Source organism: Flaviflexus sp. (genome assembly GCF_041440645.1).
Classification (GTDB): Bacteria; Actinomycetota; Actinomycetes; order Actinomycetales; family Actinomycetaceae; genus Flaviflexus.
In genome coordinates, this window is sequence record NZ_JASDVN010000045.1 from 39,062 (window position 1) to 54,677 (window position 15,616).

At 61.7% G+C, this 15,616-nt stretch carries 14 protein-coding genes; 4 read left to right on the forward strand and 10 right to left on the reverse strand.

Going from position 1 to position 15,616, the window contains the following annotated elements:
• The first annotated feature begins 6 nt into the window (after positions 1–6).
• The gene (locus QMB98_RS06270; protein WP_371684827.1) at positions 7–669 is read left to right on the forward strand and encodes a uridine kinase; all 663 of its coding nucleotides are present in this window, start codon (positions 7–9) and stop codon (positions 667–669) included.
• 168 nt (positions 670–837) lie between these two features.
• Here QMB98_RS06270 and QMB98_RS06275 read toward each other — a convergent pair whose 3' ends face one another.
• Positions 838–1,818, reverse strand: coding sequence for a zinc-binding dehydrogenase (locus tag QMB98_RS06275; RefSeq protein ID WP_371684828.1), 981 nt, complete (start codon positions 1,816–1,818; stop codon positions 838–840).
• Between the two features lie 390 nt (positions 1,819–2,208).
• Positions 2,209–3,687, reverse strand: a complete 1,479-nt coding sequence (lysS, locus tag QMB98_RS06280) for a lysine--tRNA ligase (protein ID WP_371684853.1) — start codon at positions 3,685–3,687, stop codon at positions 2,209–2,211.
• Between the two features lie 1,029 nt (positions 3,688–4,716).
• Between lysS and glpA the strand changes: the two genes are divergently transcribed.
• From glpA to QMB98_RS06295, 3 genes are read left to right on the forward strand one after another with little or no spacing between them, the layout of a single operon-like run.
• Positions 4,717–6,291 (forward strand): anaerobic glycerol-3-phosphate dehydrogenase subunit GlpA, encoded by a 1,575-nt coding sequence (glpA, locus tag QMB98_RS06285; RefSeq protein WP_371684829.1) that lies wholly within the window; start codon positions 4,717–4,719, stop codon positions 6,289–6,291.
• Positions 6,288–7,538: a glycerol-3-phosphate dehydrogenase subunit GlpB gene (gene glpB / locus QMB98_RS06290; protein ID WP_371684830.1), complete on the forward strand. Its 1,251-nt coding sequence runs from the start codon at positions 6,288–6,290 to the stop codon at positions 7,536–7,538. Before glpA ends, glpB begins: the two co-directional genes overlap by 4 nt.
• A complete protein-coding gene (locus QMB98_RS06295; RefSeq protein ID WP_371684831.1) occupies positions 7,535–8,827 on the forward strand; it encodes an anaerobic glycerol-3-phosphate dehydrogenase subunit C in 1,293 nt (430 codons plus the stop codon). The genes glpB and QMB98_RS06295 overlap by 4 nt, the downstream gene beginning before the upstream one ends.
• Before the next feature lie 142 nt (positions 8,828–8,969).
• Here QMB98_RS06295 and panD read toward each other — a convergent pair whose 3' ends face one another.
• From panD to folP, 8 genes are all read right to left on the reverse strand, one after another.
• Complete coding sequence (gene panD, locus QMB98_RS06300; protein WP_371684832.1) at positions 8,970–9,413, reverse strand: aspartate 1-decarboxylase; 444 nt, start codon at positions 9,411–9,413, stop codon at positions 8,970–8,972.
• Positions 9,406–10,233: a pantoate--beta-alanine ligase gene (gene panC / locus QMB98_RS06305; RefSeq protein ID WP_371684833.1), complete on the reverse strand. Its 828-nt coding sequence runs from the start codon at positions 10,231–10,233 to the stop codon at positions 9,406–9,408. The genes panD and panC overlap by 8 nt, the downstream gene beginning before the upstream one ends.
• A 187-nt stretch (positions 10,234–10,420) precedes the next feature.
• Positions 10,421–11,296 carry a Rossmann-like and DUF2520 domain-containing protein gene (locus QMB98_RS06310; protein ID WP_371684834.1) on the reverse strand — a complete coding sequence of 292 codons (876 nt, stop codon included), beginning with the start codon at positions 11,294–11,296 and terminating at the stop codon, positions 10,421–10,423.
• On the reverse strand, positions 11,293–12,843 hold the full coding sequence (locus QMB98_RS06315) for a PH domain-containing protein (protein WP_371684835.1): 1,551 nt from the start codon (positions 12,841–12,843) through the stop codon (positions 11,293–11,295). The genes QMB98_RS06310 and QMB98_RS06315 overlap by 4 nt, the downstream gene beginning before the upstream one ends.
• Before the next feature lie 161 nt (positions 12,844–13,004).
• Positions 13,005–13,496 (reverse strand): PH domain-containing protein, encoded by a 492-nt coding sequence (locus tag QMB98_RS06320; RefSeq protein ID WP_371684836.1) that lies wholly within the window; start codon positions 13,494–13,496, stop codon positions 13,005–13,007.
• 38 nt (positions 13,497–13,534) lie between these two features.
• Complete coding sequence (locus tag QMB98_RS06325; protein WP_371684837.1) at positions 13,535–13,999, reverse strand: DUF3180 family protein; 465 nt, start codon at positions 13,997–13,999, stop codon at positions 13,535–13,537.
• On the reverse strand, positions 13,996–14,853 hold the full coding sequence (gene folK, locus QMB98_RS06330) for a 2-amino-4-hydroxy-6-hydroxymethyldihydropteridine diphosphokinase (protein WP_371684838.1): 858 nt from the start codon (positions 14,851–14,853) through the stop codon (positions 13,996–13,998). Before folK ends, QMB98_RS06325 begins: the two co-directional genes overlap by 4 nt.
• Positions 14,846–15,616 (reverse strand): dihydropteroate synthase, encoded by a 771-nt coding sequence (gene folP / locus QMB98_RS06335; RefSeq protein ID WP_371684839.1) that lies wholly within the window; start codon positions 15,614–15,616, stop codon positions 14,846–14,848. The genes folK and folP overlap by 8 nt, the downstream gene beginning before the upstream one ends.

Sequence of the window (15,616 nt, forward strand, 5' to 3'; positions counted from 1 at the left end):
GTTATCGTGAGTCCCGTGACGACGAACCTGACCGACGATGGTGCACTGTTTGACCTGCCACCCGAGGAGCGCAAGCCACACGCTCGGGTGATCCTCGTGACCGGTCCTTCCGGCTCGGGCAAGACCAGGTTCACGAATCGCACGGGCCTTCCCGTTGTGTCGCTCGATGACTTCTACTTCAACGACGACCACCCCGGCCTCCCCCAGAAGCACAGCATCATCGACTGGGACTCCCCCGAGTGTTGGGATCACGAGGGTGCGCTCAACGCGCTCCTCCAGTTGTCCGTCACGGGACAGGCCGTCCTTCCCGTCTACGACATTCCGACGAACTCGCGCGTGGGTGAACGCACCATGGATCTCGACGGCTCACCGATCTTCCTCGCGGAAGGCATCTTCGCCAAAGAGATCCTTTCCCAGTGCCGCCGCGAGGGAATTCTCGCCGACGCACTCTGCATCTCCCGCCCCCGGCTCCAGACGTTCTGGTTCCGCCTCATGAGGGACCTGGATGAGGCGCGCAAGCCACCCATCCCCCTCATCCGCCGCGGCATCTCCCACGCCCTGCACGAGCCTGAGATGTACCGGGATCTTGTGAAGGCAGGATTCCGCAAGGTCTCCATCGTCGAGGCACACGAGACCCTGACCCAGCTGCTTGCCAAGAGGCGCGACTAGCGCGTAGCGCGACTGACTTGATCCAGACTTCTTGAGCTCGATGAGTATGAGCTTGAGCAAGTGCAAGCGAGCTGAGAAGCAAAGCAAGAACTAATGAAAAGAACTGAACCCGGTACCAGAGCGGTACCGGGTTCAGTCATCTAAGGATTCTTGCTACTCGCGTTCTCGTTACTCGGGAACGACGGCGGTCTTGATTCCCTTGCCTGCGGTCACGTGGTCGAGAGCGGCAGCCGTGTCCTCAAGCTTGAAGGTATCGGTGTGAAGGGCACCGACGTTGATGGCTCCCTCACCGATGAGCTGGACTGCCTTACGGTAGTTGTTCCTCCCCATGTTCGAACCACCGGTCACGGTCAGCTCGTTGTAGTGGATGAGGTTCGGGTCGATGCTCGCCATCTGTCCCTTGGGGAAGCCGGCGAACGCGTTGACGCGGCCACCGTTACGGACCGACTGGAGCGCGGTCTGGAAGAGGTCGAGGTTGCCGATGCACTGGACGGCCACGTGCGCACCGAGGCCACCGGTGATGTCCTTGACGTACTCGGGGATATTGACCTCGCCGGAGAGTGCCGTGTGGGTGGCTCCGAGCTCACGGGCCGTCTCGAGGCGTCCCTCGGAGCGGTTGATGACGATGATTTGGGAGGCGCCGCGGTGCTTGTTCACCATCGTGTGGAGGAGGCCGATAGGGCCGGCACCCATGATCAGGACCGTGTCGCCAATGTTGGTCTTGTAGTTGTCGGCACCGTTAAGTACGCAGCCGAGGGGCTCCGCGAGCGCAACGGCCTCGGGCTTGGAGCCGGGAAGTGCCTTGACGATGGCACCACGCTGGATCGATTCGGCGGTGATGAGAACGTAGTCGGCAAGGCCACCGTCGATCCAGTAGCCGTAGAGCTTCGCGTCCACGCACATGTGCTCGAGATGGTTCTCGCAGTAGTAGCAGCGCAGGCAGGGAACGGTCGGCATGACACCGACGAGGTCTCCCTCTTCGTAGCCTTCGACTCCATCACCGATGTCGTGGACGTAGCCGGAGAACTCGTGACCCATGATGACGCCGGGGCGCACACCCGCGGTCTTCTCGCCGCGGAAGATACGACCATCGGTACCGCAGACGGTGTTGGCACCGACCTTCAGCACCATTTCTCCAGGTCCTGCCACGGGCGTGAGGACTTCTTGGATTTCGAGTTGTCCGGGTCCAACTAGAACAGCTGCGCGCATGAATAACTCCTTGTGATCCGCATGTCCTGAATGACTTCTACCGTACCTTGTCTGTCAGGTTCATACATTTCTCTCTGGGCGACCTGACACAACTCAATGTCGCGGAAATACAGCACCACCGCCTACCTCGTTGCCCACAAGCAAGAAGATGAACCGGGTCCGTCGAGCGTATGGCACGCCTCTTACTCTGCCGGATGGCACGCCTCCCGATGGAATGTCCCGAGATAGAACGAATCTCCCCGCCGAGGCGGGGAGATTTCATCGAGGTGTTCGCATCCGTTTCCGAAGTCTACTCAGTCGTATTCCTCGCGGTCCGATACGTTGGTCGCATTAGCGGCGCTTGACGAACGGGAAGGCGATGGTCTCGCGGATGCCGAGGCCGGTGAGAGCGGTCAGGAGGCGGTCGATGCCCATGCCCATGCCGCCCGAGGGTGGGAAGCCCTGCTCCATTGCGGAGAGGAAGTCCTCGTCCAACTGCATGGCCTCGGGGTCGCCGTCGGCTGCCGCGAGAGACTGCGCAACGAGGCGCTGGCGCTGCACGACCGGGTCGGCAAGCTCCGAGTAGGCGGTGCCGGTCTCGACGCCACGGATGTAGAGGTCCCACTTTTCGGTCAGGCCGGGCTTGGTGCGGTGTGCACGGGTGAGCGGCGAGGTGTCCTCGGGGAAGTCACGAACGAACGTGGGTGCCCACAGCTTGTCACCAACGAGTTCTTCCCAGATGTCCTCGGCGATCTTGCCTGCGACCGCGTACGGAGGGACGGAAATGTCGTGCTGATCGGCAATCTTCTCCAGGTCGTCGCGGGAGGTCTCGACGGTGATCTCCTGTCCGAGTGCTTCCGACAGCGAACCGTAGAGGTCAAGCTCTGTCCATTCGCCACCGAGGTCGTACTCGGTGCCGTCGGCAAGGGTCACGGTGGTGGATCCGCACGCGTCGAGTGCGGCCTGCTGGATGAGGTCGCGGGTCAGCTCCGCCATCGTGTCGTACGTGCCGTAGGCCTGGTAGACCTCGAGCGCGGTGAACTCGGGCGAGTGCGTGGAGTCGGCGCCCTCGTTGCGGAAGTTCTTACCGATCTCGTACACCTTCTCAACGCCACCAACAACGGCCCGCTTGAGGTACAGCTCGGTCGCGATACGGAGGTAGAGGTCCTCATCGTAGGCGTTGATGTGGGTGGTGAAGGGGCGTGCCGCCGCACCACCGTGAATGGCCTGAAGCGTAGGGGTCTCGAGCTCAACGTAGCCACGACGATCGAAGTTGGAGCGGAGGGACTTCATGACCTCGGAGCGCATGCGGATCATGTCGCGAGCAGCTGGGCGCATGATGAGGTCCAGGTGCCTCATGCGGACGCGGTTCTCTTCGGAGAGGCCGGACTCTTCGCCATCTTCCTTCGTGTATGTCTTCGGCAGGGGGCGCAGAGCCTTCGAAGCCATCTTCCACTCGTGAGCGAAGATCGACAGCTCTCCCCTGCGGGAAGTGCCCACGTGGCCCTGAACGAACAGGTGATCACCGAGATCGACATCTGCCTTAAAGCGTGCCATCTCATCGTCGCCAACAACCTTCTGCGACAGCATGACCTGGATGCGGTTGCCCGGACCATCCTGCAGAGTCACGAAGAAGAGCTTGCCGGAGGTGCGCAGGAGCATGACTCGGCCAGCAAGGCCAACAGTCTCATCCGTCAACTCGGTACCCGGCTCGAGTCCCTCGTGCTTACCACGCACGTCAGAGATGGTGGTGGTGATGGGGAGCTCCGCGGGATAGGGATCAATGCCTTCCGCGAGCATCTTATCGCGCTTAGCTGCGCGGATCGCCATCTGCTCGGATGATGTTGATTCAATCTGGTCGTTGTCAGTCACGGCGCTATTCTACTGGGGTGTCCGATAAATGGACACGTCAAAAGGTGTGCGACTGCTCGCCCTTTACGCTCGCAAAGCCCGAGATCTCAGCCCCTCCTGAGGCATCGCGTCGATGAGGAGCCGAGCTACGTGGCGGCACGCGTGGACCATTCGACACCTGCACATCGCGGCCGACGAAAGAGCCCGCATCCATGCGACGAGCTACGCCCATACTTAGCAGGCTGGTTAGCCACCTCGTCGGTTATGGCCCCGATGCAGTTGGCTACGTTCCCAAAGTAGCTAGCCACGTTCAAGATGGGGCCGGCATCAATCAAGATGGGGCCTTCATCGTACTCAATCCAGCCAGCTCCGTTCACTCTTTCCAGGTCCTGTACGCGCCTCGCGCCTCTGTCCCCTCATGGCTGACTCCTCATTCCCCAAATGCCTGGTCCCTCTGACCATCTGCGCCCCGCTCCCCTGCCCTTACTAATAGGTAGTGCTACGCAGATATTCAAGGCAGGGTTATGCGGAGTTATTGAGTCTGCCAAGCCAAGACCGAATATCTGTCATGTATCCACTTGTAAGAATCTGGGCCTCCCGATCGTGACAACGGGGCACAGCTTGCTGACATGACCGGCAATTGTCAGGTGCGCAAGCAAATCCGACATTTCAACCTTTTCGGAACAGCTGCTGTGTGTGACTAGCGGCGTGACCAGCTGTGTTGGGAGTTTGAATGAAGAGAGGGCGGGGAGGCAAGAACGTGGCAATTGGCGGAGGATCCCTGGTATGACTCGTGTCCACATTTCGAATATCGAACCATTAGAGTTGCGTAAATCGTTGAAATGACGCGGATTCATGCACCTCGGTGCGAATGGCAAGAGAAACCTTGCACGTAGGAATACTGACGGCCTGAAGTCCGTAATTTACTTGCGGCGATATGTAATCTGGAGGCGTCGCCAAAGTTGTTGAACAGCCTTGGCGCTTGGAATTTCTGTTAAGGGAGCCCACATGAAGAAGATCGAAACGGATGTTGTTGTCGTTGGCGGCGGCGCAACTGGAGCTGGTGTCGTTCGCGACCTTGCTATGCGCGGATACCGCGCCATACTCGTAGATCGCGCCGACCTGGGCCAAGGAACCACCGGCCGCTACCACGGCCTTCTCCACTCCGGTGGACGCTACGTTGTATCCGACCCCCACTCAGCAACCGAGTGCGCCGAAGAGAACGCCATTGTCACACGCATCAACGCCGATGCCGTTGAGACGACCGGCGGCCTGTTCGTCATCGGCCCAGATGATCCGCTGGACTTTGGCGACAAGTGGCTCGAAGGCGCCCAGAAGACCGGTGTCCCCCACGAGGAGATCTCCGTGGCAGAGGCACTGCGTCGCGAACCTCGCCTGAACCCCAAGATCCAGCGTGCGTTTGCCGTTGAAGACGGCACCGTCGATGGCTGGCAGATGGTGTGGGGCACCGTCAAGTCCGCCGAGGCTTACGGAGCCCAGGTGTTCACCTACCACGAGGTCACGAAGATCATGCGTGACGGCGGTCAGGTGACCGGTGTTCAGGCCCACGACCACAAGACCGGTGAGGACGTTCAGATCACCTGTCACTTTGTTATTAATGCTGGTGGCCCCTGGGCCGGCCAGATCGCTGCCATGGCGGACTGCCCCGACGTTGAGGTTGTTCCCGGCCGCGGCATCATGATTGCCATGAACCACCGTCTGGTCAACCAGGTCGTGAACCGCTGTATCTACCCCGCTGACGGCGACATCCTTGTTCCCGTTCACACGGTCTGCATCATCGGCACCACGGACGTCAAGGTGGAAGATCCGGACAAGCTGGCAATCCCCCGCAACGAGGTTCAGCAGATGCTGGACGCAGGCGAAGTTCTCGTTCCCGGTTTCCGTCAGGCACGTGCTCTGCACGCCTGGTCGGGTGCTCGCCCCCTCGTCAAGGACTCCCGCGTCTCGGCAGAGGATACTCGCCACATGTCCCGCGGCATGTCCATCATTGACCACCAGTCCCGTGACGGCCTCTCCGGCCTCCTCACGATCGCGGGTGGCAAGCTCACGACCTACCGCCTCATGGCGAAGAACATCGTTGACGTCATGGTCGAGCAGCTGGGTGATGATCGCCCCTGCACCACCGAGACCGAAGCCGTACCTGGTTCCGAGTCGCAGAAGACCTACCACGTCACCCACCGTCTCGAAGAGCGCGAGAAGGACCTGCAGAAGGACCAGATCGTTTGTGAATGCGAGCTCATGAGCCGCAGGCAGCTGGAGACCCTGATCGAAGAACAGCCCACGGCTTCGTTCGACGATCTGCGCCGCCAGCTCCGTCTCGGCATGGGCCCCTGCCAGGGTGGCTTCTGCTCCATCCGCGCCGCGGGCATCATGCAGGAGACCGGCAAGGCCGACACCGAGCGAGTAACCGCACTGCTGCGGAAGTTCCTCAAGAACCGTTGGATCGGCCTGTGGCCCATCCTATACGGCGACCAGGTCCGCCAGACCGCTCTCGATAACTGGATTTTGCAGGGCACCCTCGACATGGAGCACCTGCCTGAGGCCGAGGAGGCTCACGTATGAAAACCGTCGTCATTGGCGCAGGCATCACCGGCCTCATTTCCGCCATCCGGCTCAGGGAAGCCGGCCACGACGTCACTCTCGTCACGAAGGGTCTCGGTGGCCTCCAGCTAGGTCAGGGCACCCTCGACCTGTTCGGCTACAACCCGGACCGTGTCGAGAACCCGATTGCGGAGATCGACAAGGTTGCGGCAAGCGACCCCAATCACCCCTACGCCATCATCGGCTCGGACAACGTCCGCAAGGGTGTCGAGTACGCGGCCTCGCTCCTCGGCGGTCTCGCGGAAGGTGACGTCGAGAAGAACGTCTTCCTCCCCACCGCCGTGGGCGCGCTCCGCCCCACCAGCTACATCCAGCCCTCGATGGCGAACGGCGTGCTGAAGCCCGGAGCGAAGTACCTCATTGCTGGCCCCCGCCAGCTCAAGGACTTTTACCCGCAGCTCATTGCCGGCAACCTGGCCCGCACCACCCTCCCCGGTGGTGGCACGGTCGAGGCTCGTCCCGGCTCCTTCTCCATCCCCGCACGCGCAACCGAGGTTGATTCCTCCGGCCTGAACTACGCTCGCGCCCTCGATCGGCCCGAGTACCGTAAGGAGTTCGCCGCCCAGATCAAGCCTCTCGTCAAGCAAGGCGAGATTGTTGGTCTGCCCGGCATGCTCGGTCTGCGTGACCGCAACGCGTGGCGCGACCTGCAGGACCTCATCGGTGCACCGATCTTCGAGATTCCCCTGCCCCCGCCCGGCGTTCCCGGCATGCGAATGAACGAGCACCTGACCGACCTGGCCAAGGAAAAGCGCGTCAAGGTCATTCTTGGTTCCCCCGTCACCGGTGGCACCGCAGAGGATGGCAAGCTCGTGTCCGTCACGGTTGCGTCCACTGGTCACGACATGACGATCAAGGCCGACAACGTTGTGCTCTGCACGGGCGGCTTTGAATCCGGTTCGCTCGAGCTCGACTCCTACGGTGTCATGACCGAGACCGTGTTCGGTTTGCCGCTCGTCGGCACCGACATTCCCGAACCCACCCACGGGGCCTATTGGGGCGACCCGCAGCCTCTCTTCCGCGTCGGCGTCAAGGTCGACAAGGACATGAGGGTCCTGGACGCGTCCGAAAAGCCCGTTTACAACAATCTCTATGCGGCTGGGGGTATCCTGGCTGGATCCATCCGGTGGACAGAAAAGAGCGGTGAAGGCATCGCGGTCGGTTCCGCATTTGCCGCAACCGAAGCAATCCTTGGAGGTAACTCATGAGCATCGATGCATTGGCAAGCACCCACGAAAGTCCCCTGAAGTTCGCCGGCGATCAGGTTGCTCGAGCCACACTGGATCACTGCGTGAAGTGTACGATCTGTGAAACCCAGTGCCCCGTCGCACGGGTCACCGACCTGTTCCCCGGACCGAAGTACGTTGGTCCTCAGGCTGAGCGTTACCGTCACGGCCAGACCGTTGACCACTCTCTCGACTACTGCTCCTCTTGTGGCATCTGCACCTACGCGTGCCCGCAGGGCGTTCAGATCGCTGAGCTCAACAGCCAGGCCCGTGCGGTCATGAAGGCAGAGCCGGGCAAGATGCCGTTCCGCGACCGCCTCATCACCCAGACCGACCTCATGGGTACCGTCATGACCCCCGTGGCTCCCATCGCCAACTGGGCTCTCAAGCAGAAGCCGATCCGCGTTGTCGTCGAGAAGACCGTGAAGATCCACCGCGAGGCACCCATGCCCGTGGCGACCACCCAGTCCTTCAAGAGCTGGTGGAAGAAACGTCCGAAGAACACGAAGGCCACCCTCGGCCCGGTCGTGTTCTTCCACGGCTGCGCAGGCGGCTACTTCGAGGTCGAGACCTCCAAGCGCACCGTCGAGGTCCTGGAAAAGATTGGTTACGAGGTTCTCGTTCCCAAGCAGGATTGCTGTGGTCTTGCCCAGCAGTCCAACGGACTCTTCGATGCAGCGACGAAGAAGGTCATCAAGCTCTCGAACCAGCTCCGCTCCGCCGGTAAGGATCTTCAGATCATCTCCTCCTCCGGTTCCTGCGCCGGCATGCTCAAGCACGAGGCACACGAGATCATGGGTGTGGACGATCCCGCCCTCCTCGATGTCTCCACCCGCATGCGAGAGACATCCGAGTTCCTCCTCGAGCAGGTTGAGCTGGGTCTGCTGGATCCGGAGACCTTCCGCTCCATCAATGATACCGTGACCTACCATCAGCCCTGCCAGGTGAAGTCCCAGGGCATGGGTACTCCGTCTGTCACTCTCCTCGAGCTCATTCCTGGCCTCAAGGTCAAGGAGTCCGGCGAGAACTGCTGCGGTATTGCCGGCACCTACGGCCTCAAGGCCGAGAAGTACGACATTGCCCAGCTCGTTGGTCAGCCCCTGTTCGACAAGATCAAGGACTGGAGCCCGAACCTGGCTGTCTGTGAAACCGAGACCTGCCGCTGGCAGATCCGCAAGGGTTCCGGAGCCAAGGTTGTCCACCCGGTCAACCTCATCCACCACGCCCTCGGGCTGTCGGATGATCTCTACGACCGCACCGCTAAGAACTAACTCTTAGTACTGAGTCAAGTGAGGGACCAGCTCAAGCTGGTCCCTCACTTCTTTTCAAGACTTGTTCTCGACGTTCTCCTGGTTGCCGTCCTCGTGCTCGTCCAATTGCCACAGTGACGGCACGACAGGCTCGAGCAGGCACTTAGTCGGCCCGGTACTCCGCGAAGGATTCGCCGGAGGATTTAAGACCATCCTCGTTGTCGGGAACCTGTCCAGGTTCTGCAGAGGTCTCGAGGATCTTGTTGGTCTCGTCAACAAAGACAACGTGCGGCTCGTAGTTGTGTGCCGTTTCGTCATCGAGCTGGCTGTAGGCAATGAGGATGACGATGTCGCCCTCGTGCACGAGGTGTGCTGCGGCGCCATTGATCTGGATCTGGCCGCTACCGCGCTCCGCGGGGATCGTGTAGGTGGTGATGCGGGCGCCATTGGTGACATCAACGATGTCGACGGCCTCGCCGGGAAGGATGTCCGCAGCATCGAGCAGGTCAGCGTCGATCGTCACCGAGCCCACGTAGTGCAGGTCGGCTCCGGTGATGGTGGCCCGATGGATCTTGCCGGTCATCATCGTGCGCATGCGATTAGCCAAAAGACACCTCCATGTTGTCGATGAGGCGGGTTGTTCCCACCCGTGCAGCAACCACGGCCAGTCCCTGCTTCTCGTTCGAGGATACTGGCTGGAAGGTGTCCGGATTGACAATGGTGGCGTAGTCAACGTTTACGGCGTCGTTTGCGCTCAGGGTGTCGAAGAGAATCTTCTCCGCCTCGGCCGGTGTGGCGCCGCTTGCGGCAGCATCCCGGGCCGCGGTCAAAGCTCCAACGAGTCCGAGCGCGACTGCGCGGTCCTCCCCCGTGAGGTAGGTGTTGCGTGAGGAGAGGGCCAGCCCATCCTCGTCACGGACGATCGGAACTGCCACGATCTCGGTCCGCACGTCCAGGTCCGCCACCATAGTCCTGATGAGGGCGAGCTGCTGAGCGTCCTTCTGACCAAAGTAGGCACGGTGCGGACGCACGAGGTTCAGGACCTTGAGAACGACTTGGAGGACTCCGGCGAAGTGGGTGGGGCGGGTCTCGCCCTCAAAACGAGTAGCAACCTCACCCGGATCCACACGCACGAGGGGCTCACGCGGGTACATTTCTTCGTCGCTGGGAGCAAAGACAATGTCGACGTCTTGGAGGAGTTCGAGATCCTTCTCGAGCTGCCTCGGGTACTTGTCGAAGTCCTCGTTCGGGGCAAACTGGAGGGGATTGACGTAGATGGAGACCACGACCGTGTCGCACTGCTCCACAGCGGCATCGACGAGTCGGCGATGGCCTGCGTGGAGCGCACCCATCGTCATGACCAACCCGATGCTGCCCGAGTTGGGCAGTAGGCCGAGGAGTTCCTGTTTCGTTTTCACAACCTGCACGGGTTCAAGGATACGCCCTCAACTACCGCGAGCCCCCGCTCAGATATCGTCCAGTGGCACGATCCACGTGCGTTCTCGAACGTTCGAGAGACTACTGCTCTGCGGGGCACGTCACGAGTCATTCTGAAGAGCCCGCTCACTTGGATACCAAGCTCTTTAACAGGGAAGCCCCGCGCAGGCACGCTCTCTAGCCTTCTGTCTGATCGTCCTGGCTCAGGATCCTTCGCAGGTCAGCCGCCGTGCCCTCACCGATGACCCTACGTGCGACAGCGCGATCGGTGGTGGCCTCCGCGAGCGCACGGTACGTGTCGCGGACTTCCGGATGCCCCACCAGCTCCAACAGGTGCTTTTCAACGGTGATGCCGTCCCCGCGCACGATCGGGCCCGTCAGGAGGGCCTCTCCCGAGCGCAGGGCGCCGTCGAGGCTGCCGTACGCGAGGGGGCCGAGGAATGCTCCGGGATCGGAGATCCCGGCCTCCTCCAGGAGCCTCATCGCCTGGGTCACGAGAGTGACAAGGTGGTTGCCGCCGTGGCTGAGGGCGGCGTGGTAGAGACCCCTCTTGTCGTTGTCGACCTCGACGGGGATCCCTCCCATTTCCGTCACGAGGGCGTGTGCGACGGGCAGGATCGTTGCGGGACCGGAGACTGCGAACGGGCAATCCTGGATCCTGTCGAGATCGAGGGAGGTACCGGTGAAGGTCATGGCGGGGTGGATGGCGAGTCCAAGTGCCCCCTGCGCCATCGCGGGAGCGAGGACATCAGTTCCGACGCTTCCTGCGGTGTGGACGAGGAGCTGACCGGTCTGCCACGCGTTGAGCTTGGCGAGGCCGGAGACGATCCCAGGAAGTTCCGTGTCGGGAACAGCGAGCAGCACGAGTTCACTGGTGCGCACGATCTCTTCGACGTCCCGGAGTGGCACACCGGGGAGGAGGACCTCGGCGCGCTCGATCGATTCCTCGGACCGTGCGTGGGCTGCGACGACCGTGTGACCGGCTCTCTGGAGCGCGGCTCCGAGAACGGCACCGACCTTACCCGCCGAGATGATTCCGATTCCTAGTTTCATGACACTCCCACTCGTCTTGCCCATTCCTCAATCGATTCTCGATCGTCTGCGGCTCTTGCCCGCAGTCCCCAGTTCCGCTCCTCTTCCAGGAGGTTGTGAACGTCGGTGAGGCTGAAGTTTTTGCCGTCCCAGTGGACCGGTCCCGAGACCAGGTTGAGTTTCAGGGTGGCCAGTTCGAGCCTGCGCTGGATTGGTCCCTGGCTGGTCTTGAGGCCCTGCCAGTGGCCGTGGAATGCCACCGTTAAGCGGCGTGACAGCCTCCCGGATCGGACCGCGGCTACCGTGGGCGTGAGGGCGATGCCGTTGCGTGGCTGAACAACGGGATCGAGCCACTTCGCGTTCTTGGGTGCTCCCAGGAAGTGCGGTGAGGGTGCCACTCCCACGAGAGCATCGTCGAAGAACGAACGAACGTCCTCCACCCCAATGTCGGGAATGATGGTCCACAGCAGGTCGAGGGCGTCCTTGCGGGACCCCACGGGCAGGATCACGCTCTTCTCCAAGGAGCTAGTGGAGTCGATCTCGTCGCTCCCAAACGCACCAGCGATGAGGACCTCGAGCTTCCACCAGTCCTTCCAGCGCCACAGGGTGGGCTGGGAGATGGTGACGGCGTGAATGCGGCGGGGCGGGATCGTTTGAGTGGTGGTCGTGGTGAGGCCTCGCCTGATCCTGATGCCATCGCTCGTGAGGAACAGCTTGAGGCCGTGGTTGAGGTTGAACTGGCCCCACGCGGTTGCGAGCGCGCCGAAGAGAGCCACGAGGAAACCGATCGAAAGGCTGTCATCGAATGCAATCATGAGGCCGATGATCGAGGCGATGGACAGGAGCGTGATAACGAGGATGCTGGAGAGTGCAAGCGAACCCACGAGACGCCCCGTGGGGAGCACATAGAAGGGCCTCTCGTTCTCGTACACATCATCGGGATCGTAGAGGGCGGGAACGTACTCCGGCTCCGATAGGTCAATGGCGCTACCGGTGCGGGCGGCGGCCGCGATGCGCAGGATCTGACTGCGCAACCCCTGGATCTCGTTCATCTTCAACAGGCCAAGGGAAAGATCCCCACCCGATCCGGAAGCAGAGTCAATGACGATCGACCCCAGCCCAAGGATTCTTGGGATGACTCCCTGCTTGATCTCAACGGACTGGATCCTGTCCCACCGCACGTGCCTGTGGGTCACTGAGAAAACACCCGACTGGTAGTGGACACCGGAGGGCGCGAGGACATAGCGCTGCTTGCGCCACACGAGCCACGCAAAAAGAATGACGATCGAGGACAGAGCAAAGATCACGCCGATGACAATGAGCAGGGTCGTGCGGGAGATTCCCGTGACCGCATTGAGGATCTCACCGAAGCCCTCATCGAGGATCTGAACGACAGCCGAGAAAGCGAAGGCCGCAAGTGCCGCCCACACCTTCCATAGCGTCAGGAGCGGGGTTGCCCAGTGGAACCTGTTCCACTGGTCTTTCGGAAGGAGCTCAGCCTCTTCCTCAGCGTTCACGTCCTCGGACAGGTCCAGTTGAGATGCATCCACGTCCTGCGCGGGTGCCACCCCACCAGGAGTCGGCACCTCAAGGTTCTGATCCCCGGAGGCTGTACTCGTGCTGGTGAAAGGTTCTGTCCCCGTGCCAGAGGCAGGCACATTGCCCGGGTTGGACAGGGGTTCGTTACCCGGGTTAGGGAGATGCTCGCGGCCCGGTTGGGACGGAGGGTTCACAGTCCCTCCATCTTCGTTGTGCCAAGCTCGGTGAGGCGGCGGCGGAGCCGGTCAGCCTCTTCCCTGGGCAGTCCCGGGATCTTCGCATCGGTGGTCGTGGAGGCCGTCTCCATCGTCAACGTGGCCAGTCCGTATGCGCGCATGAGCGGGCCATCCTCGACCTTCACCTCCTGCATGCGACCGTACGGAACCACCTCGATCTCCCGGAACAGGATTCCCTTGCACACAATGAGTTCCTCGTCGGTCTCGTGGAATCCCGTATAGAACACGGCACGCACGCGCACTGCAACGATCCAGGCGATGATGGCGATGGTGACGACATCGAGAACGAGGAGCCAAGTCAGGTGCGACCAGAGGATGAGAGTGACAACCAGGAAGGCCACCACGGGAAGCAACACCATCGCACCGATCCAGGCCCGCACTTTGGCGTGGTCCTTGGAGATGCGAGTGAACGGAACGTTCGGGGCTAGTGGCGAACTGATTGTCATAGCCCCAAGATTACGCGAGCGTGGGAGGCGATGTTGGGTCAGGCGCCCTGTGCAGCGGCGGGATTCTCCTCGTCGTCATCGTCGTCAATCGAGCACCACCATTCGCCCAACCAGCCCGCCGCACCCATGACCAGGGAGGCTATGCCGGCGGAGAGGAGGCGGGAGGACTGCTCGTCCAGGAACACCGCGTGCGAGCCCACCGTTGCGAGAGACGCACCAAGCCCGAGTCCGGCGAGGATCAGGCCGGCACGGGTGCATGCCTGGCTGAGGAGGGCGATTCGGGCGGCACGGAGCGGGCTCATGGTGCGCTTCTTCCCATCCGCCATAGCCTTGACCGGCCACGCCGCGATGAGAATGGCGACCGCGACCACGAGGGGCACGGTCCACATGTATTCGGGTACCACGAACAGAGGTAGGTCGGTGCGGATCCAGATTGAGACTGTGACAAGGCCCAAGAGGAAGCTGAGAACGAGTGTTCCCGCCCCCTGCAGAGCCGAGGTCATGGCCGGACCGGCTTCCCGCGCAAGGTTCCCCAGGGGTCGACCTCTCCCCACGGGCCCATGACGAAGTCCCTCGTATGCGCACGCGGGTGCGGGAGTGTGAGGACGGGATCGTCCGAGAGGATCTCGTGACCGTTGATCTTGTAGGACACGATGTCGAGGTCGAGTGTGCGCGGACCCCAGCGTTCCTCACGGGTCCTTCCCTGCTCATCCTCAATGCGCTGCAGTTCAGCAAGCAGAGCGAGCGGAGACAGGGTCGTGTAGCCCACCATGACCGCGTTGATGTAGTTGGGTTGGGTGGGGGTTCCCGGCATGACCTGCGCGGACGTGACGCGGGTGTTCGACATGCGCTCGTACTCGAGGATCCGGGCAACCTTGCCCGCACCGATCTCCACCTGGGTGACCGGGTCGTTGAGGTTCGATCCGATGCCAACGACCACCTGGGCGGCCGGCTTGGGGCTCTGGAGAAGCACGGAGGTCCTGCGCACCGACACCGACACGTCAGCGAAGGTGTGGTCGATTGGGGCCTTTGGCTTGTGCACCGTGACGTCGACCGCCCATGCGCCCATCGCGACAACGGCATCCGCAATGCGTTCGGCCAGAAGCTCGATGAGGTTGACGGGTTCACCCTCAATGATTTCCACGACCCGGTCCGCCACATCCGCGTAGCTGATCGTGTGGGACAGATCGTCGGAGAAGGCCGCACGCTGGAACGTGGAGTGGATGACGAGATCGACGATGAACTCTTGTCCGTTTTGGCGCTCGTGATCGAAGACGCCGTGATATCCGGTGGCGGTGAGGCCGGTCAGGGTGATCTGATCGGCCAGCTTCCCGCCAGGTAAGTAAAGGTCAGCCATGAATCTTCCTCACGATACGGGTGGCTGCGGCACTCGACTTGGCGTCGTGCACTCGCACGCCCCACACTTGTCCCACAAGCTGGGAGGTGACAAGGGCGGTTGCCAGGTCCCGATCGTCGGACACGGAGGCAAGGAAGCGCTTGCGTGAGTGGCCGATGAGCCAGCGTCCCGGGAGTAGTCCCATGAGCCTATCGAGTCCGCGCAGAACTTCCCAGTCCTGATCTCCAACTTTGGAGAATCCAAGGCCCGGGTCGAGGATGATGCGGTCCTGCGTGATTCCCTTCGCCACAGCCTTCTCGATCGCCACACTCATCTCCGCCGCAATGTCGTCGATGATCGAGTCGTACTGAGCCGTGTCGTTGGTGGTGACTGCCCCACCCCGGGAGTGCTGCAGAACGTAGAGAGCATCCGAGTCGGCAACGACGTCGTGAATCTCGGGTTCGACCCGGCCGCCCGTGACGTCGTTGATGATGGGGACTCCAGCGGCGATGGCCCTGCGGGCAGTTTCCGCGTGGTACGTGTCCACGGACACCTGGATGTCTCGCTCAAGAAGATTGGTGATGACGGAACCAATCCTGGACCACTCTTCTTCCGACGAGATCGGTGTGGCTCCGGGGCGGGTGGATTCGCCGCCAATATCCACAATCGTCGCGCCGTCTTCCACGAGCTCAAGCCCGCGGCCGAGGGCCGCCTGCTCGCTATCCCACTTCCCCCCATCACTAAACGAGTCGGGAGTGACGTTGAGAATTCCGAGAATCTCCAT

Coding starts and splice junctions, on each gene's coding strand:
- QMB98_RS06295 (WP_371684831.1), top strand. CDS start 7,535: ATGAGCATCGATGCATTGGCAAGCACCCACGAAAGTCCCCTGAAGTTC.
- QMB98_RS06325 (WP_371684837.1), bottom strand. CDS start 13,999: ATGACCTCGGCTCTGCAGGGGGCGGGAACACTCGTTCTCAGCTTCCTC.
- QMB98_RS06310 (WP_371684834.1), bottom strand. CDS start 11,296: ATGAAACTAGGAATCGGAATCATCTCGGCGGGTAAGGTCGGTGCCGTT.
- glpA (WP_371684829.1), top strand. CDS start 4,717: ATGAAGAAGATCGAAACGGATGTTGTTGTCGTTGGCGGCGGCGCAACT.
- folK (WP_371684838.1), bottom strand. CDS start 14,853: ATGGCTGACCTTTACTTACCTGGCGGGAAGCTGGCCGATCAGATCACC.
- QMB98_RS06320 (WP_371684836.1), bottom strand. CDS start 13,496: ATGACAATCAGTTCGCCACTAGCCCCGAACGTTCCGTTCACTCGCATC.
- lysS (WP_371684853.1), bottom strand. CDS start 3,687: ATGGCGATCCGCGCAGCTAAGCGCGATAAGATGCTCGCGGAAGGCATT.
- glpB (WP_371684830.1), top strand. CDS start 6,288: ATGAAAACCGTCGTCATTGGCGCAGGCATCACCGGCCTCATTTCCGCC.
- folP (WP_371684839.1), bottom strand. CDS start 15,616: ATGGAGATTCTCGGAATTCTCAACGTCACTCCCGACTCGTTTAGTGAT.